18 protein-coding genes and 1 pseudogene are annotated in these 17895 nt (G+C 68.6%); 11 read left to right on the top strand and 8 right to left on the bottom strand.

Translation table 11 applies throughout. The features are described from left to right. Nucleotides 1-97: 97 nt before the first annotated feature. The 4 genes from ACLJOO_RS06610 to ACLJOO_RS06595 form a co-directional block, all read right to left on the bottom strand. Nucleotides 98-367 (bottom strand): Imm1 family immunity protein, encoded by a 270-nt coding sequence (locus ACLJOO_RS06610; protein ID WP_410787124.1) that lies wholly within the window; start codon nt 365-367, stop codon nt 98-100. Nucleotides 368-435: 68 nt separating this feature from the next. Further along, complete coding sequence (locus ACLJOO_RS06605) at nt 436-792, bottom strand: hypothetical protein (protein WP_410785905.1); 357 nt, start codon at nt 790-792, stop codon at nt 436-438. Then, entirely contained in the window at nt 789-1010 is a 222-nt protein-coding gene (locus ACLJOO_RS06600; RefSeq protein WP_410785904.1) for an antitoxin, read from the bottom strand. Before ACLJOO_RS06600 ends, ACLJOO_RS06605 begins: the two co-directional genes overlap by 4 nt. Before the next feature lie 31 nt (nt 1011-1041). Further along, nucleotides 1042-2226: an NAD(P)H-binding protein gene (locus tag ACLJOO_RS06595; RefSeq protein WP_410785903.1), complete on the bottom strand. Its 1185-nt coding sequence runs from the start codon at nt 2224-2226 to the stop codon at nt 1042-1044. Between the two features lie 62 nt (nt 2227-2288). Here ACLJOO_RS06595 and ACLJOO_RS06590 point away from each other — a divergent pair, with 62 nt between their 5' ends. Next, a complete protein-coding gene (locus tag ACLJOO_RS06590; protein ID WP_410785902.1) occupies nt 2289-3236 on the top strand; it encodes a complex I subunit 1/NuoH family protein in 948 nt (315 codons plus the stop codon). On the opposite strand, the gene ACLJOO_RS06585 is transcribed toward ACLJOO_RS06590, so the two are convergent. From ACLJOO_RS06585 to ACLJOO_RS06570, 4 genes are all read right to left on the bottom strand, one after another. Further along, nucleotides 3233-4351 carry an ABC transporter permease gene (locus tag ACLJOO_RS06585; RefSeq protein ID WP_410785901.1) on the bottom strand — a complete coding sequence of 373 codons (1119 nt, stop codon included), beginning with the start codon at nt 4349-4351 and terminating at the stop codon, nt 3233-3235. The genes ACLJOO_RS06590 and ACLJOO_RS06585 overlap by 4 nt on opposite strands. A gap of 92 nt (nt 4352-4443) precedes the next feature. Beyond that, a complete protein-coding gene (locus tag ACLJOO_RS06580) occupies nt 4444-5109 on the bottom strand; it encodes an ABC transporter ATP-binding protein (protein ID WP_410785900.1) in 666 nt (221 codons plus the stop codon). Then, nucleotides 5106-6158, bottom strand: coding sequence for a peptidoglycan-binding protein (locus ACLJOO_RS06575; protein ID WP_410785899.1), 1053 nt, complete (start codon nt 6156-6158; stop codon nt 5106-5108). The genes ACLJOO_RS06580 and ACLJOO_RS06575 overlap by 4 nt, the downstream gene beginning before the upstream one ends. Next, nucleotides 6158-6667 carry a hypothetical protein gene (locus ACLJOO_RS06570; protein ID WP_410785898.1) on the bottom strand — a complete coding sequence of 170 codons (510 nt, stop codon included), beginning with the start codon at nt 6665-6667 and terminating at the stop codon, nt 6158-6160. Before ACLJOO_RS06570 ends, ACLJOO_RS06575 begins: the two co-directional genes overlap by 1 nt. A 105-nt stretch (nt 6668-6772) precedes the next feature. Between ACLJOO_RS06570 and ACLJOO_RS06565 the strand changes: the two genes are divergently transcribed. From ACLJOO_RS06565 to ACLJOO_RS06520, 10 genes and pseudogenes are all read left to right on the top strand, one after another. Further along, complete coding sequence (locus tag ACLJOO_RS06565; RefSeq protein WP_130384769.1) at nt 6773-7429, top strand: response regulator transcription factor; 657 nt, start codon at nt 6773-6775, stop codon at nt 7427-7429. Continuing rightward, a complete protein-coding gene (locus ACLJOO_RS06560) occupies nt 7426-8640 on the top strand; it encodes a sensor histidine kinase (RefSeq protein WP_410785897.1) in 1215 nt (404 codons plus the stop codon). Before ACLJOO_RS06565 ends, ACLJOO_RS06560 begins: the two co-directional genes overlap by 4 nt. A gap of 213 nt (nt 8641-8853) precedes the next feature. After that, a complete protein-coding gene (locus ACLJOO_RS06555; protein WP_410785896.1) occupies nt 8854-13497 on the top strand; it encodes a hypothetical protein in 4644 nt (1547 codons plus the stop codon). Further along, a complete protein-coding gene (locus ACLJOO_RS06550) occupies nt 13494-14450 on the top strand; it encodes a hypothetical protein (RefSeq protein ID WP_410785895.1) in 957 nt (318 codons plus the stop codon). The genes ACLJOO_RS06555 and ACLJOO_RS06550 overlap by 4 nt, the downstream gene beginning before the upstream one ends. A 35-nt stretch (nt 14451-14485) precedes the next feature. After that, nucleotides 14486-14827 (top strand): YciI family protein, encoded by a 342-nt coding sequence (locus ACLJOO_RS06545; RefSeq protein WP_410785894.1) that lies wholly within the window; start codon nt 14486-14488, stop codon nt 14825-14827. Then, nucleotides 14824-16020 (top strand): RNA polymerase sigma factor, encoded by a 1197-nt coding sequence (locus tag ACLJOO_RS06540; protein ID WP_410785893.1) that lies wholly within the window; start codon nt 14824-14826, stop codon nt 16018-16020. Before ACLJOO_RS06545 ends, ACLJOO_RS06540 begins: the two co-directional genes overlap by 4 nt. A 38-nt stretch (nt 16021-16058) precedes the next feature. Continuing rightward, nucleotides 16059-16658 (top strand): methylenetetrahydrofolate reductase, encoded by a 600-nt coding sequence (locus tag ACLJOO_RS06535; protein WP_410785892.1) that lies wholly within the window; start codon nt 16059-16061, stop codon nt 16656-16658. A gap of 8 nt (nt 16659-16666) precedes the next feature. Then, nucleotides 16667-16825 (top strand): hypothetical protein, encoded by a 159-nt coding sequence (locus ACLJOO_RS06530; RefSeq protein ID WP_410785891.1) that lies wholly within the window; start codon nt 16667-16669, stop codon nt 16823-16825. 180 nt (nt 16826-17005) lie between these two features. Then, nucleotides 17006-17221, top strand: a pseudogene (locus tag ACLJOO_RS06525) (4Fe-4S binding protein); the annotation flags it as partial. A 161-nt stretch (nt 17222-17382) separates the two neighbouring features. Next, nucleotides 17383-17895, top strand: coding sequence for an NADH-quinone oxidoreductase subunit J (locus tag ACLJOO_RS06520; RefSeq protein ID WP_410785890.1), 513 nt, complete (start codon nt 17383-17385; stop codon nt 17893-17895).

Here is a 17895-nt window from a genome sequence, read left to right as displayed (position 1 = left end):
ACGGTCATCGGGGGGACTCTCGGCCTACCGCAAGCTCACAGCTCCTAGTCGAACATCAGCCCGGCTCACCGTGAGCCGGGCTGATGTTCGTTTCATGCTAGGCAGAAGCCCAAGTTACTGATGCCGGTTGTTCGCCGTTGGTTGCCGGGAACTCCTTGACCGCGTCCCGGAGGGCGTCGAGCGGCAGCTCGGACTCTCGGGGAAACTCTCGATCACTCCCCATGTAGTAGTAGGTGACTTCGTCGAAGCGACTTCGTTCTCCGATTGCGTAGAAACTGCCGTCGTTGCCCATGTAACGGACACCGCCAACTTGATCCCGCTCGTTGACCCCCGACCAGGAGCTCGTGATCCGTATGCCCCTTGTCATTGATGCGACCGTCGACATACATCGCTGCGACCGAGTTCTCGAACGCCCAAGTGCGAGCAGGTTAGCGATCACAGTCTCTTCTCGCCCTGCCGGCGCATCGGAACGCTGGCGGTCTTCAGAATCCTAAGTGCGGTTGATTCGCTCATGTTGCACTCCTCTGCGACCTCGAGTGCCGTTTCGTTCTCGGATGCGTAGCGCCGGATGACCTCATCACGCAGGGGTTGTGTGACGCGTCGCCGTCGGTCGGCATCACGGGTTTTGACGCCACGATCGGAAGACTCCGTAACCGTATGGTCGGGGTTGATCTGGAGATCAACGAGGACTGCACGACGACCGCACGACGACCGCACGACGCTCGCACGACGCTCGGCTGCAGAGTTACGTTTGTCGATCAGCCAGCGCCGGGAGTCGGCGGTTGGCGTCATGACCAGGCTTGGTCCATGACCTCAGGGTCCTCCAGATCGCGGGCAAGCTCCGAGAGTCGTTGGAGATCGGCAACGGTTACGGCAACCTCCGAACGCCCGGCCTCTTGGCTGAGCTGCCGGAGCAGATATTCGCTCCTGGACAAACCAAGGCGGGCGGCTCGACGGTCGATCACAGCCAGTACCTCGTCCGGGACATCGCGAATGAGAACGTCGGCCATGCCGCCACCTCCTAGTCGATACCTGATGATTTCAGGTCCGCGGCGGGGTGTAGTAGAAGACCTCTTCGCGGGTTATTTGGCCGGACTTTACTGTGCAGAGGGAGAGTTTGGTGGTGTGGGAGCGGGTGCCGGTGCGGACGTCCAGTTGGGCGAAGGTGAAGCGGGCGGCGAAGTGGTTGTCGAGGAGGAGGGGGCCGACGATGTCGACGCCGAGGTACTCGATGTCGGCGTTCAGGCGGCGGGCGTTTTCGAGGATCGCGTCGGCGCCTTTGACCTCGATCTCCTCGCCGCCGGTCTCGAGGGGCGCGACGCGGACGACCTCAGGTGCGGAGAGAGCGAGTGCCTGGTCGAGGCGGCCGGTGGACAGCGCGTCGACGTACCGGTGGGCGACCTCCGCCGCGGACAGTACGCGGAACTCGTCGGCGTGCTCGGCCGCCCACTCGGCGAAGGTCAGCGCGGGGCGGCCGGTGAGTTCGGTGACGGTGGTGGTGACCGGCTCGGGGTTGTCGACGAGCGAAGCCCAGTAGGCGACCGAGCTCTCGGCGAGGATCGGGTCGGCGCCGAGGTCGAGCATCGCCTGCCGCGCCTCCGCGTCGGACAGCGCCTCGACGCGCATCTCCTTGCCGATCGCCCGCCCGATGGTCCGGATCTGCTCGGCCTGGGTCAGCACCTCGGGCCCGGTCAGGTCGTAGATCTGGCCGATGTGCTGGTCGTTCAGAAGCGCGAGTACGGCGACCGCGGCGATGTCCCGTTCGTGGATCAGCGACCTACCGGCCTCGGGGGACGCGACCCGAACGACGTCGCCGGTCCGGAACTCGCCGGCCCAGCCCTGCGCGTTGACCGCGAACCCGCCCGGCCGCACGAAGGTCCAATCCTTGTCCCGCAGGAGCTCCTCCACATCGGCCCAGACTCCGCCGGACGGCGCGCTCAACGAGGACAGGTAGACGACCCGCCGCGGCAGTTCGGCCACCACGTCGGCGGCTCCGTCGGCGCTGAACGACGGCCACAGCAGGAACGCGGCGTCGACGTCGGCCGCGGCCCGGCGTACGGCGGTGGGGTCGTAGAGGTCGCCCTTGATCAGTTCGACGTCGGGTGGGAAGCCGGCGAGGTCCGGCGTACGGACGAGGGCCCGGACGGTCACGCCCGCGGCGCGCAGCCCGTCGACAACATGGCGGCCGACGCGGCCGGTGGCTCCGGTGACAAGAATCGTGGTCATGTGCCCCACTCTTCGACCTGAACGTTGGTTGAGGTCAAGTCATACACACTAGGCTGACACGCATGCTGGAGTTCGTGGTGCGGGTGGTGGGCGTTCTGGTCGCCTTCCTGGTGGCGCCCTTGCTGGTCGGTCAGGCCGAGCACAAGGTGATGGCGCACATGCAGTCACGGCTCGGCCCGATGTACGCCGGCGGGTTCCACGGCTGGGCGCAGCTGGTCGCGGACGGGGTGAAGTTCGTCCAGAAGGAGAGCGTGGTCCCGGCTGCCGCGGACAAGCGGGTGTTCGAATGGGCGCCGATCGTCGCGATCCTCCCGTACATGGCGGCGCTGGCCGCGATCCCGCTGGCGCCGGGGATCGTCGGCGCCGACCTGGACTCGGGTCTGTTCTTCGTGCTCGCGGTGATGAGCATCGGTGTGCTCGGGGCGCTGATGGCCGGTTGGGGCAGCGGGAACAAGTACAGCCTGCTCGGCGGACTCCGGGTCGCGGCGCAGCTGATGAGCTACGAGCTGCCGTTCGTGCTGTCGGCGGCGAGCGTCGCGGTCGCCGCTGGGTCGCTGAGCCTGACTTCTATTGCCCACGCCTGGAACCCTTGGTGGTTGCTCTGGCAGCTCCCCGGCCTGGTCGTGTTCTTCATCGCCGGCCTCGCCGAGCTGCAGCGGCCGCCGTTCGACATGCCGGTCGCGGACTCCGAGGTGATCTTCGGGCCGTACACGGAGTACACCGGACTCCGGTTCGCGATGTTCCTGCTCGCCGAGTACGCCGGGATCGTCGTACTCGCGGGCCTCACCACGGTCCTGTTCCTCGGCGGCTGGAGCGGCCCGGGGCCGGAATCGATCGGGTGGATCTGGACGCTGGTGAAGGTCGCGTTCGTCTCGGTCGTGGTGATCTGGGTGCGCGTCTCGTTCCCCCGGATGCGCGCCGACCAACTACAGAAGCTGGCGTGGCAGGGCCTGGTGCCGGTGGCGCTGATCCAGCTCGCGCTCACCGGCATCGGCGTCGTCGTGTTCTAAGGCGTTGCGAGTGCCTCGGTTGGGGAGAGGCGGGAGGCTCGGACGGCTGGGTACAGGCCGGCCAGGCCGCCGATCACCAGAGTCGCCGCGACCCCGCCTGCCAGTGCCCAGACCGGGATCACCGTCAGCCAGTTCTGGTACGACGCATACGCGGCCGTCACGGCCGATCCGAGGAGTGCGCCGCCCAGGCCTCCTAGTGCGGACAGCAGGAGCGACTCGGTGAGGAACTGGGTGCGGATCTGACCGCGGGTCGCCCCGAGCGATCGGCGCAGACCGATCTCGGCGCGGCGTTCGAGAACGGAGATCACCATGATGTTCGCGACGCCGACGCCGCCAACCAGTAGCGCGACCGCGCCGAGGCCGAGCAGCAGTCCGGTGAAGGCCTGGCCGGCGGCCTGCTTCGCGGCGAGTGCGTCGGACGGCCGGGAGACCTCGACCTCGTTCGGCGCTTCCGGGTTGGCCGTTGCGCCGAGCACCGATCGGACCGCCGGTACCTGGGTGTCGTCCGAGCGGGTGTAGATCGTGGTCGGGTGCCCGTCGAAGGAGAGATCGCTCGCAGCCGGCCAGCCCATGAGTGCGGCGCTGTCCAGCTCGGGGGCGAGTGCGGCCGGTTCGAGGATGCCGAGCACGGTGAACCACTGGTTGCCGATCAGCACCTGGGTGTCCGGACCGGCCTTGGTGATCCCCAGTCTTTCGGCTGCGCTCGCGCCGAGGACAGTTGCGGGGTAGCTGCCGGTCGCCGCGTCGATCCACTTTCCGCTGCGGATGGTCGCGCCGATGGTGTCGAGCAGGTTGGTGCGGGCGGCGTACGCGATGATCCCGTTGGTCTGGACGTCCGGGATCTTGTGGGTCCGGTAGACCGATGCGTCGTCGACCTTGCCGATCGCGGACTCGGCGCGTACCGGTGGGATGCGGCGGACCATGGATTCGGCGGCGAGCGGGAGTTGGGCCTGTTCGCCGGTCAGCCGGGTGCCGGGGGTGACGGTCAGCAGGTTGGTGCCCAGGGCATCGAGCTGGCCGTCGAGCTCGGCCCGCGAGGACGACGAGATACCGACCACCGCGACCATCGCGGCGATCCCGATCGCAATCCCCAGCGCAGACAGAAATGCCCGCATCGGCCTTGTCCGCAGCCCGACAGCACCTACGCGCACGACATCCCTGAGCTTCAAGGACGCGGGTTTTAGTTCGCCGCTCCGCCGCGTTCCGTTCATGTGTGCACCTCCTCGACGATGACGCCGTCTCGCATTCGGATCTGGCGGGGGAGGGAGGATGCGATGTCGCGGTCGTGGGTGATGACTACGACTGTGGTGCCGGCGGCGTGCAGGTCTCGGAGGAGCTGCATCACGCCTGCGCCGGACGCGGAATCCAGCGCCCCGGTCGGCTCGTCGGCCAGCAGTACGGCGGGTTCGCCGGCAACTGCCCGCGCAACGGCTACCCGTTGCCGCTCGCCGCCGGACAACTCGTGCGGCTCGTGATCGAGGCGGTGCGCGAGCCCGACCCGTTCCAGAGCAGCCGCCGCGCGCTTCCGGCGTACCGACAAGCGAAGGCCCGAGTAGAGCAGCCCGTCCGCAACGTTGTCGACCGCACGTACGCCGGCCGCGAGATGGAACTGCTGGAACACGAACCCGATCCGGGTAGCGCGCAACGCCGACAGCCCGGCGTCGGACAGCCGAGCCACGTCGTACCGGTCGATGCGGACCGTGCCAGAGGTCGGGCGGTCGAGGGTGCCGAGGACGTTCAGCATCGTGGACTTGCCGGAGCCCGACGGCCCGACGATCGCGACCAGTTCGCCTGGGTCGATCCGCAGGCTGACACCGCCGAGCGCGTTCACCCCGCCCGGGTACACCTTGGTCACCTCGGTCAACTCGATCACTTGGGGATCCCCACCGTGGTGCCGGCCGTGATGCCGGTGCCGCTGATCTCGACCTGGCCGCTCGCGAACAGCCCGGTCTTCACCGGCACGTACCGCGACGTCGTACCGTCCGTGACCTCGACGCCGAAGCCGCCCTCCCGGAGCGCGACCAGGGCCGCGACCGGAACGGTCAGCACGTTCTTGCGTTCCGAGGCCGTGAAGGTGACGTCGACCGCCGCGGACGACCATGCCGCCACCGCCTGCTGGTTGGCGATGGCAACGATCACCTCGACCTTCGTTTCCGGATCCTTGTCCGGGCTTTCCGCCGGAATGATCACCGTGGAGACTTTCTGGATCTTTCCGGGCACGGACTTTCCGTCCGGGAGCGCGAGCGTGACCGCCGCGTTGAGCGTGGCCAGCCGCTGGTCCGCCGCGTCGAGCTGGACGGTGACGGCCCGGGTGGTGCCGGTGTAGCTGAGTACAGGCTGGTTCGGGCCGAGCGGCGAACCTTCCTCGGCCTGCACGCTGTCCACCCGCAGATGACCGGGCGCGAACAGGACGCTGCCGAGCTCGACGACGCCCGTCTCGTCCAGGCCGAGATCCTCCTGCCATTCCTCGACCGCAGCGGCAGTGGCATCGGTGTACTCGTCGTCCACGGTGAACCCGCTGTAGCCCATCGCCTTCAGGTTCTGCTCGAGCTGCAGGACGTCGGTGCCCTCGGTCCCGATCGCGAGCCTGCGGTACGCCGGGAGCGCGCCGTACAGCAACGTGGTCGGCTTGTTGTCGATGCTGTACACGCTGTTTCCGCGCCGCAGCTCCTGCCCGCTGTCCGGTACGGCGGTGACCGTGCCGGCGACCCGGTTGACCGCGGAGGAGGACGTACCGAAACCGAGTGTGCCGTCCTGGGTCTCGGTGTCCTTCAAGGTCTGCTGCGTGACCTTGGTCGTGTTGATCGGTACGGCCTGCGCGGCCTGGTTCGTAGCCTGGCTGGTGTCGCCCCGGCTCACCAGGAACGCGCTAGCGGCGCCCCCGGCGGCCAGGACGACGACAGCCGTCAGTGCCTTACGCATCAGCGTGCCGCCAGAATGCTCTGGCAGGCGTCCTGCGCTTTCTGGAAGTCGGGATCGTCCGCGACGCCCGGCCCGATCATGATGCCGCGCTGGTCCGGCTTCGGGTCCGGAAACTTCTCGACCCCGTTTTTCCGCATGCACTCGGCATACTTTCTGCCGTTTTCCGCCTGCTGCGGGTTGGCGCTGCCCTGGGCCTGCGGGTTGTACTGCTGGCACGCCTCCATGGCCTTCTGGACCTGCTCCTGCGTGACGCCGGAGCTCTTGTCGAACTTCAGCATCGGCCCCTTGCCCGGTTCCGGGTCCGGGACGTTCAGGCCGTTCTCCCGCAGGCACTGGGTGAACTTGACCGCCATCTCGTCCTGGCTGAGGCTGGCCGGCGCACTGCTCGGCGCCGTGGACTGCTGTCCTCCGCTCCCGGAGGCGACCTGGGCATCGGGCTCGTCGGCTCCGCAGCCGGTCAGGATCAGGCCGGCGACCAGAACGGAAACGGCCAGGATGGTGTTGCGCATCGGTGCTCCTCTCGTTTCCGGAAACCTTTCTCGGTCGGCCGTTTCCGGACCGTTTCCGAGTGCGGAAACGCGGCGGAAACACCGATGTCGGGGATCATGGGGTGCGTGCGGGTACTGGTGGTCGAGGACGAGCCGTTGCTGGCGGCAGCGATCGCGGAATGGCTGCGCGACGACTCACATGCCGTCGACGTGGCCGGTGACGGCGGCGCGGCGCTGGAACGGTTGTCGGTGAACGCGTACGACGTACTCGTGCTCGATCGCGACATACCGGTCGTCCATGGGGACGAGGTGTGCCGTCAGCTGGTGGCCTCCGGTTCGGCCACGCGGGTCCTGATGCTGACTGCGGCAGCCGCCGTGACCGACCGCGTCGAAGGCCTCGGACTAGGCGCGGACGACTACCTGACCAAGCCGTTCGCGTTCGCCGAGCTGGCCGCGCGGGTACTCGCGTTGGGCCGCCGGAGTCGCCCGGCCGATCCGCCCGTACTGCGACGCGCCGGCGTCACGCTGGATCCGGCGCGGCACGAGGTTTTCCGGGACGGCCGGTACGTGCCGTTGTCGAAGAAGGAATTCGCCGTACTCGTGGAGCTGCTGCGAGCCGACGGCGCGACCGTGTCGGCCGAACAACTGCTGGAGAAGGCATGGGACGAGCACGTGGACCCGTTCACCGGAGCGGTCCGGCTGACGATCCTGAAGCTGCGCCGGAAACTGGGCGAGCCGGGACTGGTCGAGACCGTCACCGGCGTCGGCTACCGCATCCCGTGAGACGGCTGACGCTACGAGGGCGGTTGACGCTGCTGTACGGCGGGCTGTTCATGGTCGCCGGCGTGGTGCTGCTCGGGGTGACGTATGCCTTGTTCACCGCGAACCTGGGCCAGAAGTACCAGGTGATCGTGAAGGGGACGTACCTGAGTCCGAGTGCCGGGCCGAACAGGCCGCTGCCGACCAACGATGTGTACGTGATGAACAAGGACGGCGCTCTGCTGACGGGCTCAGATGCGGAACGGGTGATGAACGAGCAGCGCGAGCAGGTGCGGCAGGCCGCGATCAAGTCGCTGCTCACGCAAGGCAGCGTCGCGCTGGTCCTGGTGGGTGGGCTGGCCGCGGGGTTCGGGTGGTTGGTGGCCGGACGAGTTCTGGCGCCCCTGCATCGAGTCACCGACACCGCGCGCCGGATCGCGTTGACGCCGTCAGCTCTGCACGAGCGGATCGCCCTGAAGGGCCCCGACGACGAGGTGAAGAACCTGGCGGACGCGTTCGACACGATGGTCGAACGCCTGGACCATTCCTTCGACGGCCAACGCCGCTTCGTCGCCAACGCCTCCCACGAACTGCGTACGCCGTTGACCCTCGGCCGCGCGTTGGTCGAAGTCGCGATGCATCGACGTACGGCGTCCGCGGACGTGAAAGAACTGGGCGAGAGCCTGCTCACGATCAACACGCGGCATGAGCAGCTGATCGAGGGCCTGTTGATCCTGGCCGACTCGGAGAAACAGCTGACCGCGGTCTACCCGGTGAACCTCGCCGACGTGGTGACCCACGTGACTGCCCAGCTCACCACGGAAGCCGCTGCGGTTGGCGTCGAGCTGATCCGCGGCCCCGGCGAGGCACCCACCCGCGGCGACGCGTTGTTGCTGGAACGCCTGGTTCACAACCTGGTCGAGAACGGCATCCGCCACAACCTGCCTTCAGGCGAGGGTGAGCGGTGGGTCCGGGTGATCAGCAGAACAGCCGACGATTGCGTGGAGATCGTCGTCACGAACACCGGCCCGGAGATCCCGCCGTACGAAGTCGAATCCCTCTTCAAACCCTTCTACCGCCTGGGCGCCGAACGCCTGGTCAGCACTAAGGGCGCCGGCTTGGGCCTCTCTATCGTCCGCTCGGTCACGGAGGCCCACGCCGGCACCGTAACCGCCGTCCCCCGCGAAGGCGGCGGCCTCCAGGTAACCGTCACCCTCCCCCTCGACCTTGCTTGACAACGGTGACGCCGGTCGGGGAGATTGGCGGGACGGCGTCGACCGGTCGCCGAGCTGTGGAACATCCGTCCCAGCCGGAGTTCCAGTGGCGAAGGGGATTGTGCCCTCTCGGTCGTCGATGTCTGCAGGCCATCTCTCAACACCGCGTCGCTGGGGACGAGGGTGTCGGAGGAGGCTTGTCATGACCAATTCCGCCGATCGGCAGCACGGGCTATGAGAGTTCGTGGTGCGGCGGAGCACAACCTGCGGGACGTCGATGTCACGTTCGGACCCGGCCTGACCGCAGTCGTCGGTGTCTCCGGCTCGGGGAAGTCGTCGCTCGCGTTCGACGTGGTCTACACCGAGGCGCGGCGCCGGTTCGTCGAGTCGCTGGGACTGGGACGTCCGGGGACACGCGTACCGGCCGCGCAGGTGAAGAGCATCGACGGCTTAGGCCCGGCGGTCGCGATCGCTCAGAACGTACTGAACGTCAACCCCGCCTCGACCGTCGCGACGTCGGTCGGCCTGCACCCGTTCCTCCGCATCCTGTACGCGCGATTCGCGGACGTCACCTGCCCGAGGTGCGACGTACCGGTACGCGCGGTGTCGCGCGAAGAGCGACTCGCGACTGCTCTGGACCTGCTCGCCGCCGAGGGCCGCCTCCCGGTGGAAGTGGCGGTCGTCCGCAACCTCAACGGAAGTCACGCGCGACTCCTCGCCGGCCTGCGCGGCCAGTTCGATGCGGTCACGATCGACGGACGACCGTGGGCCGCGAAGAGCAGCGTGCCTCGACTCGACCCGACGATCCCGCACGATGTCGTCGTACGCGTGGCCACTCTGCGGGCGGGCGCGTCCGCGGCGGAGGTTCGAGGCATCCTCGAGCGCGCCGACGCGTTGGGATCGCACGAGGTTCGTCTCGGTGGTACGCCGGTGCTTCGGGCGCCGATCTGTCCGAGCTGCTCAGACTGGGTCCGGCCGTTGGAGCCGTCGGCGTTCCGCGACGCCGCGGTCGACACTTCGTCGCATCGCATCGCCGAGGTCGCCCTGACCGAGTTGCTCGCCCGCTCGGTGCGCGAGGTCCTCGAGTTCGTCGACCAGCTGGCGATCGGCCCGCGTGCCGTACGCGTTCAGGACGAGCTGCTGCGGCGGCTGCGGCCGCTGGTCACGCTAGGGCTCGGTCATCTCACCCTCGACCGACCGATGCCGACGCTGTCGCGGGGTGAGGCGCAGCGGACCCGGCTCGCGGTCGTCCTCGGCGGCCGGCTCGAGGATCTGCTGCACGTCCTCGACGAGCCGACCATCGGGCTGCATCACACCGATCTCAAACCGTTGCTCGAGGCAATGGCATCGTTGCCGGGCCCGGTGCTGATGGTGGAGCACGACCGTACGGCGATCGCGCTGGCGGACGACGTCGTCGAGATCGGCCCGGCCGGCGGCCGCGGCGGTGGCGAACTCGTCTTCCAAGGAACGCCCGCCGACCTGTGGCGCGCCGACACCGCCTCGGGTCGCGGCTTCTCGGCGCCGACCCGGGTCCGGCGCGCGACCCGTGAGATCGGTGACCGGCGGATCGACATTACCGGCGCCGGCCTGCGCAACCTGCGTGACGTCGACTGCGACATCCCTCTCGGGGCGCTGACCGTCATCACCGGCCCGTCGGGAGCGGGCAAAACCACTCTCGCCCGCGATGTGTTGCTGGCGTCGATCCGTGCCAACGCGCCGGTTGGTTGCTCGACGATCGACGCGCCCGCGCTGCGTGCGATCGCCGTCGATCAGAAACCGCTGGGCAACAACCCGCGGTCGAATCCGGCGACGTACACGAAGGTGTTCGATCGGATTCGGGACGTGTTCGCGCAGCAGACCGGACGGTCCGCGTCGGAGTTCACGTTCAACCGTGGCGAAGGGGCGTGCCCGGAGTGCGAGGGGATGGGCGCGGTCGCCATCAGCCTCCGGGAGTTGGCGCCGATCTGGGTGCCGTGCGAGATCTGCGAAGGCAGCCGGTACCGGCCCGAAGTCCTTGAGGCGACCTGGGAAGGCCGGTCGATCGCTGACGTGCTGGAGTTGAGCGTCGACGAGGCCGACGCGTTGTTCGCCGAGCACCCTGCGGTGACTCGCATCCTCACGACCCTGCAGGAGGTCGGGCTCGGATACGTCACGCTCGGGCAACCGTCGCCCAGTCTCTCCGGTGGTGAAGCGCAACGAGTCCGGCTCGCCCGTGAGGTGACGAAAGCGAAGGCCGGCAATCTCGTGCTGCTCGACGAGCCCACCACCGGGCTTCACCCTGGCGACCTGGACCGGCTCCTCACTGTGCTCGACAAACTGGCTGCCGACGGTTGCACGGTGGTCGTCGTCGAACACCAGGCAGACGTGATCGCCGCCGCCGACTGGCGCGTCGAGCTCGGCCCGGGCGGTGGCCCCGACGGCGGGCGCCTGCAACACTGCGGCCCCGCCGTCGCCGAGCGGCGGCCGAGGGTGACGCCCCGAGCCAAGCCGCGTGCCGACCGGCGTTCGAGCGACGTCATCCGGGTTCGCGGCGCCCGGGCCCACAACTTGCAAGGGATCGACGTCCAGTTCGCCAAGGACCGATTCACGGTTGTGACCGGCGTCTCGGGTTCGGGCAAGTCGTCGTTGGTCGGCGACGTACTCGCGGCGGAGGCCGACCGGCGGCTGCTCGAGTGCCTGTCGGTCTACGAGAGACAGTCGGTGCGGGAAGGGCCGGAAGCCCCGGTCGACTCGATCACCGGGTTGGGCCCGACGATCAGCATCGACGCCTCTGGCACGACCTTCCCAGCGGGTGGGCCCGGGCGCTGGGATGCCGCCCGTACGACGGTTGGCCGGTCCAGCGACCTCGACCGCCTCATCTCCCTCGTCCTGGCGCGCGCCGGTGTGCGGTCGTGCCTCGCATGCGGTGGCGAGAACGTTCGCCGGTCCGCGCCGACGCCGGAAGCAGTGTGGGTCTGCGGCGACTGTACGACGACCGCGGTGCCGATCGAGCCGCGTCACCTGATGGGGTCGCCCGCGTCCGTCTGTCCGCAGTGCCTGGGAGTCGGCGTTGAGCGGGAGTTCGACTTCGCCGCGATGGTGCAGCCCGACGCGCCACTCGCCCGCTGCTTCGGTGGAAGCCTCTCGTGGTTCCGTCCTGAAGTGGTCGGCAGCAACGATGTGATGCGGACCTTCGCGGAGCGGTACCAGTTCGACCCGAGTACTACGCCGTGGTCGGAGCTGAGCGAGGAGGTCCAGCAAGGGATCCTGTACGGCGATTCGACCTGGGTGGGGCTGAACGACTGGGCCCGGCAGGACCTGGGCGGCCTGGAGACCAGGGCGTTCCCGTGCCGGGAGTGCGGCGGCAAGCGACTGCGTGCTCCGTACTTGGCGATTCGCATCGCAGGTCGCGACCGCAGCGACCTGTTCTCGGCCTCGTTCGCCGAGCTCGACGACGTACTGGCGTCGATAGACGAGCCGGACGATCACCACGCGGCCCACCCCCGTACCGTTGCGTCGTACCGGCTCGGATTCCTGGGCCGTGTCGGGCTCGGCTATCTCACGATGAACCGGGCGACCTGGACGCTGTCCGCGGGCGAGGCGCAACGGATCAAGCTGGCGTCGGTACTCGGCGGCGGCCTCGTCGGAATGACCGTCCTGCTCGACGAACCGTCCCGAGGTCTGCATCCGTCCGAGGTGGACGCGCTCGCCGGCACCCTGCGCGAGCTGCGCGACGCCGGCAACACCGTCATCGCCGTCGAACATGACGCCACCCTCATTCGTACCGCCGACGACGTCATCGAGATCGGCCCTGGTCCCGGACGGGCGGGCGGCCGGCTCGTCGACCTCGACAGCGCCGAATCGGTCACCAGGGCGGTGCGCGACGGAGGGATCGCGATCCCGCATCGCGACCGCCGCGTGCCGACCGAGTGGATGCAGGTCACGGGAGCGCGGGAGAACAACCTGTGCGGCCTCGACGTACGCATCCCGCTCGGCGTGCGAGTCGGCGTGTGTGGTGTGTCCGGGTCGGGGAAGTCCTCGCTCGTCGTCGACACGATCGCGCCCGGGCTGGCGCGACCGGCGACCAACGTCTCCGGCGGCGGCATCGTCCGCGTCGAACCTGGGGTTCACCAGGTCATTTCGGGTGCTCCCGCTCGTACGATCGTCGCCGACCAGAGCCGCGCGGAGATCACCTCACCTGGCAATTTCCTCGGGCTCATCACCGCGGTCCGCAAGTCGTTCGCCGCGAGTGAAGTGGCCCGCGAGCAGGGGATCACGATGAAGGACCTCACCTACGGCTGCGACGCCTGCGGCGGGAAAGGAACGTGGCAACAGGGCATGTCGTTCCTGCCGTCGGTGACCCAGACCTGCGACGCCTGCGGCGGGTCCGGCTACCGTCGCGAGGTCGCCGCCCTCCGCGAGCGGGACCGAACGCTCGCCGACATCGAAGCCCTGACCATTGGTGAGCTCGTCGACGAGTGGGGCGACATCGGCGCCGTACGTCGCGCCGGCGACGCAGCCCTCGCGCTCGGCCTCGGCTACCTCGTCGTCCGCCAACCTGGTTGGAGCCTCTCCGGCGGTGAAGCGCAGCGACTCAAACTCGCCAAGGAGCTCGCCCGACCGACCAAGGAAGGCAGCCTCTACGTACTCGATGAGCCGACCGTCGGCCTGCAGGCCACCGACGTCGTCGTGCTGCTGCGCGCGCTCGACGCGATCGTCGATGCGGGCAACACCGTCTTGGTGGTCGAGCACGACCCGACTGTGCTCGCGACCTGTGACTGGCTCATCGAACTCGGTCCGGGTGGCGGACCGCACGGCGGAAAGATCGTCTTCGAGGGCGTACCCGAAGAAGTGGCCGATACGGCCACAGCGCCGTTCGTACTGGCGGCATTGTCATGAACACGCTCCTGCTCGGAGACCCGTCGGCGTCGCTGCGGTGGCGCGCGGCTGTCGAGCTCGAGGGCGCCACCAGCGACGATGACGACGTCAAGGCCTGGCAGGGTGAGATCGCAGCGAGCCCCGCCGTCCAATCGCTCCTCGGGCGGCTCGCGGCGGCTGATCGGCCTCAAGACGCCGGGTACCTGCTCTGCCAGCTCGCGTACCTCGGCTACCGCGGCCCCGAGCTTGCCGCTGCCGTCGACGCGATCTTCTCCCAGCAGCAGCCGGACGGCTCGTGGCCGCTGCGGGTCGACGACAACAGGTCCGCAGGTAAGCCATCGGATGGACCGCGGTTCGTCACCATGCAGACCGTCGTACCGCTGCGGGGCATCGCCGCGGCCGGGTTCGCCACTGATCCTCGCGCTGAACGCGCGTACGAATGGCTTTTGAGCGAACGACTCCACGACGGCTCCTGGCCCTCCGGACCCAAGGCCGACCTCGGTGGTCCGGGCCGGCCTCAGCCGCCGGAGAAGGAGTACCGGCGACTCACCCGAGGCGACGGTTGCCGTTCGGCGACAACGGGCGCGGTCGCCTGCCTCGCCCTGCACCCCCAGCGCAATCGATCCGACGCCGCCCGCATCGGTGTCGGCCACCTCCTCGAGCGCGAGATCCGCGACGAGTCGACCCTCGGCTGGGAAGTCTCCCGCCTCGTCGGCCTCGAACGCGCGATGGGACAGCTCACCTTCTATGTCACCGTCGACCCCGCCTTCCTCCTCGACCTCGCCTCCCGCTGCGGCGTCTCCACCGATGACCGCCGAGTCGGCGCCCTGGTCACCTGGCTCGAATCCCGCCGAGGCCCCTACGGCCTCTGGCAACACCCCGCCCACCCCCAACTCTCCCGCTGGCTGACTTTCGACCTCGAATCCACCCTCCGTCGAATGAACGGGGTGTCGCTGCCTGTCGATCCGGGCTGAGGCTGTTCGTGTAGAGGGCGACAAGGAGGCAAACCATGAACCAATACATGCTCAGCATCTACCAGCCCGATGGTCCGGCTCCCGAGCCGGAGATCCTGGATCCGATGATGCGAGAACTCGAGGCCCTGAACGCCGAGATGCAGGAGGCGGGCGTCTGGGTGTTCTCCGCCGGCATGCACCCGCCGGAGACAGCCACCGTGCTGAAGGCGCAGGGCGACGACGTCCTGGTGACGGACGGTCCGTTCACCGAAGGCAAGGAGCACCTCGGCGGGTTCACCATCATCAGAGTCGACGATCTCGACGCCGCACTGCACTGGGCTCGCCGGCTCACCAAGATCCTCCGCCTGCCCATCGAGGTCAGGCCCTCGCAGTCGTGACACCTGACCTCACCGCGATCTTCCGGGCCGAGCACGGGCGGGCGGTCGCTGTGCTGACGCGTGTCTTCGGCGACCTGGAGATCGCCGAGGACGCCGTCCAGGACGCGTTCGCCGCGGCGGTGCAGAAATGGCCGGAAAACGGTGTACCGCCGAGCCCGGCCGGATGGATCATCACGACCGCACGGAACCGCGCGATCGACCGTCTGCGCCGCGAGGCCGCGCGGGCGGACAAGCACGCGCAGGCGGCACTGCTGCAGGCGGAGGCCGAGCCAGAGGAGGTGGGGGCCGTGCACGACGATCGTTTGCGGCTGATCTTCACCTGCTGCCACCCGGCGCTCGCGCTGAACGTCCGCGTCGCGCTGACGCTGCGCATGCTCGGCGGCCTCACCACGGCCGAGATCGCACACGCTTTCCTGGTTCCGGAGCCGACGATGGCGCAACGCCTGGTCCGCGCCAAGGCCAAGATCCGCACCGCAGGCATTCCGTACCGCGTTCCGTACGAGGCGGATCTCCCCGAGCGCGTCCGCGGCGTACTCGCCGTCGTCTACCTGATCTTCAACGAGGGGTACGCCGCCTCGTCCGGCGAAACCCTGGTCCGCGACGAACTCGCCGCCGAGGCTCTCCGGCTAGGCCGGTTGTTGGTCGAGTTGATGCCTGACGAACCCGAAGCCGTCGGCCTGCTCGCGCTGATGCTCCTCCAGCACTCCCGTCGCCCGGCCCGTGTCGCGCCCGACGGCACGCTCGTCCGCCTCAGCGACCAGAACCGTGCCCTGTGGGACCGCGAGCTCATCGACGAAGGCCAAGCGCTCGTCCGCCGCTGCCTGCGCCGCAACCGTCCCGGCCCGTACCAGCTCCAGGCCGCCATCAACGCCGTCCACGCCGACGCCGCAACCCCCGATGCCACCGACTGGCGCCAGATCCTCCAGCTCTACAACCACCTCCTCACGCTGGATCCCACGCCGGTAGTTGCCCTCAACCGAGCCGTCGCCGTAGCCGAAGTCGAAGGCCCCGCCGCCGCTCTCGCCCTCGTCGACGCCCTGCCGCTCGACACCTACTACCTCTTCCACGCCATCCGAGCCGACCTGCTGACGCGCCTGAACCGCACCTCCGAAGCCCAGGCCGCCTACCAGTCCGCACTGGACCGAACCCCGAACCAGGCCGAGCAGGACTTCCTCCGAACGCGGATGAGATAGCCCGGTCCGGACTGCCGGTCTTCTGTAGGGTCCGGAGGGTGTTCGAGCTGATCTGTGAGGTGGAGCCGCCGACGCGGCCGGATCTGAAGAAGGTGCGGCATCAGATCGGGGTGATGAGTCCGATCGCGGACGGGTTCCTGATCCCGGACAACCACATCGGGCGGGCGACCGTTTCGAGTGTTGCGGTGGCCAACGAAGTGCAGTTGATGGGTGCGCGCGGAATCGCGTGCCTCAATTCGCGGGACCGGAATCTGCTCGGTTTCCGGCGCGACCTGCTGACCGCGGCGGCGTACGGCGTAGAACGTTTTCTGTTCGTGCACGGGGACGACCCGGCGGAGGGCGCCCGCACGAGTCAGTTGACGGTACGGCGGATGATCGAGCAGACCCGCGAAACGACGTACCCGGGTTGTGACCCGTTCCAGGTCGGCGCGGCCACCCGGCTGTCGAAGGTGCCGACGTGGAAGGCCGAGGCCGACTTCCTGTATGTCCAGGTCAGCTACGACCTCGACGAACTGCTCCGCTGGCGCGAGTCGGTCGAGCTCGACATCCCGGTGTACGCCGGGGTGATGGTGCTCGCCTCCGCGCAGATGGCCACAACCTCGCCAAGCTGCCCCAGCTCAAGATCCCGGCCGAGCTGATCGAGGCCGTGGAGCGGGACCGGGACGCCGGCGTGGACCACGCCTGCGAGCAGATCCTGAAGATCCGTGACTCCGGGGCCTTCGAGGGCGTTCACCTGATACCGGTCAGCCGGTACCGCCAGGTCGCGGCCCGCCTCGAACGCGACTTGCTCGAACGCGGCTCGTGAGGCACCAGATCGGCTAATGTCCTGCTAAGAGACGGGAGGTGGAGCGTGGGACTGCCTGGCAAGGGCCTGGTCGAGGGGTTGAAGGTCACCGCGAGGACCCTGGCCCGTCGTTCCGTCACCGAGCAGTATCCGGACGTCCAGCCGGAGTTGCCGCCGCGCAGCCGCGGCGTGATCGCGCTGATGGAGGAGAACTGCACCTCCTGCATGCTGTGCGCCCGCGAGTGCCCGAGCTGGTGCATCTACATCGACTCGCACACCGAGACCGCGCCGTCGGTCGGTGAGCAGGCCCGGGAGCGCAGCCGGAACGTGCTGGACCGGTTCGCGATCGACTTCAGCCTCTGCATGTACTGCGGGATCTGCATCGAGGCCTGCCCGTTCGACGCGCTGTTCTGGTCGCCCGAGTTCGAGTACGCCGAGACCGACATCCGCAACCTGACCCACGAGAAGGACCGGCTCCGCGACTGGATGTGGACGGTCCCGGCGCCGCAGCCCATCGACCCCGGCCCGGCGGCATCCGATCCTGGTCCGGCGGCATCCGAGGCCTCCGAGGACGAAGCGTGACCACTGCTCTCTTCTCCGTCGCCGGCGCGGTGGCGGTGGTTGCCGCCGTGGTCGTCGTGGTGTCCCGCCGGATCGTGCACGCCGCGCTCTGGCTGGTGCTCGCGCTCGGCGCGGTCGCCGGCTGCTTCGGCGCGCTGCAGGCCGAGTTCGTCGCGCTCGTCCAGATCCTGGTGTACGTCGGCGCGATCGTCGTCCTCGTCCTGTTCGCGCTCATGCTCACCAAGGCGCCGACGAATCCGCTGCCCGAGCTCACCACCCGCCGCAGCCCGTTCGCGGCCGCCGTCGCCGCGGTGCTCGCGCTGATCCTCGGCGCCGGCGTGGTGCTTGCTTTCGGCAACGAGAAGATCAAGCCGGTGACGGACGGATCGGCGCAGGCCGTCGGGACCCAGGTGTTCAAGAACTGGGTGCTCCCGTTCGAGGTCCTCTCGGTCCTCCTGCTGGCGGCGCTGATCGGCGCGATCTCCCTGTCCCAGCGGAGCGACTCGGCACAGCGGGAAAAGGAGGACTGA

The sequence above is a fragment of the Kribbella sp. C-35 genome, assembly GCF_046549195.1.
Classification (GTDB): domain Bacteria; phylum Actinomycetota; class Actinomycetes; order Propionibacteriales; family Kribbellaceae; genus Kribbella.
The sequence above is the reverse complement of the archived record's forward strand: the minus strand, read 5'-3'. Positions and strand labels throughout refer to the sequence as shown.

Excerpts from the sequence above, each read along its gene's own strand:
- ACLJOO_RS06545 (WP_410785894.1), top strand. The coding sequence starts at position 14,486 with ATGAACCAATACATGCTCAGCATCTACCAGCCCGATGGTCCGGCTCCC.
- ACLJOO_RS06555 (WP_410785896.1), top strand. The coding sequence starts at position 8,854 with ATGAGAGTTCGTGGTGCGGCGGAGCACAACCTGCGGGACGTCGATGTC.
- ACLJOO_RS06570 (WP_410785898.1), bottom strand. The coding sequence starts at position 6,667 with ATGCGCAACACCATCCTGGCCGTTTCCGTTCTGGTCGCCGGCCTGATC.
- ACLJOO_RS06590 (WP_410785902.1), top strand. The coding sequence starts at position 2,289 with ATGCTGGAGTTCGTGGTGCGGGTGGTGGGCGTTCTGGTCGCCTTCCTG.
- ACLJOO_RS06595 (WP_410785903.1), bottom strand. The coding sequence starts at position 2,226 with ATGACCACGATTCTTGTCACCGGAGCCACCGGCCGCGTCGGCCGCCAT.
- ACLJOO_RS06610 (WP_410787124.1), bottom strand. The coding sequence starts at position 367 with ATGACAAGGGGCATACGGATCACGAGCTCCTGGTCGGGGGTCAACGAG.
- ACLJOO_RS06600 (WP_410785904.1), bottom strand. The coding sequence starts at position 1,010 with ATGGCCGACGTTCTCATTCGCGATGTCCCGGACGAGGTACTGGCTGTG.
- ACLJOO_RS06605 (WP_410785905.1), bottom strand. The coding sequence starts at position 792 with ATGACGCCAACCGCCGACTCCCGGCGCTGGCTGATCGACAAACGTAAC.
- ACLJOO_RS06575 (WP_410785899.1), bottom strand. The coding sequence starts at position 6,158 with ATGCGTAAGGCACTGACGGCTGTCGTCGTCCTGGCCGCCGGGGGCGCC.
- ACLJOO_RS06585 (WP_410785901.1), bottom strand. The coding sequence starts at position 4,351 with ATGCGGGCATTTCTGTCTGCGCTGGGGATTGCGATCGGGATCGCCGCG.
- ACLJOO_RS06550 (WP_410785895.1), top strand. The coding sequence starts at position 13,494 with ATGAACACGCTCCTGCTCGGAGACCCGTCGGCGTCGCTGCGGTGGCGC.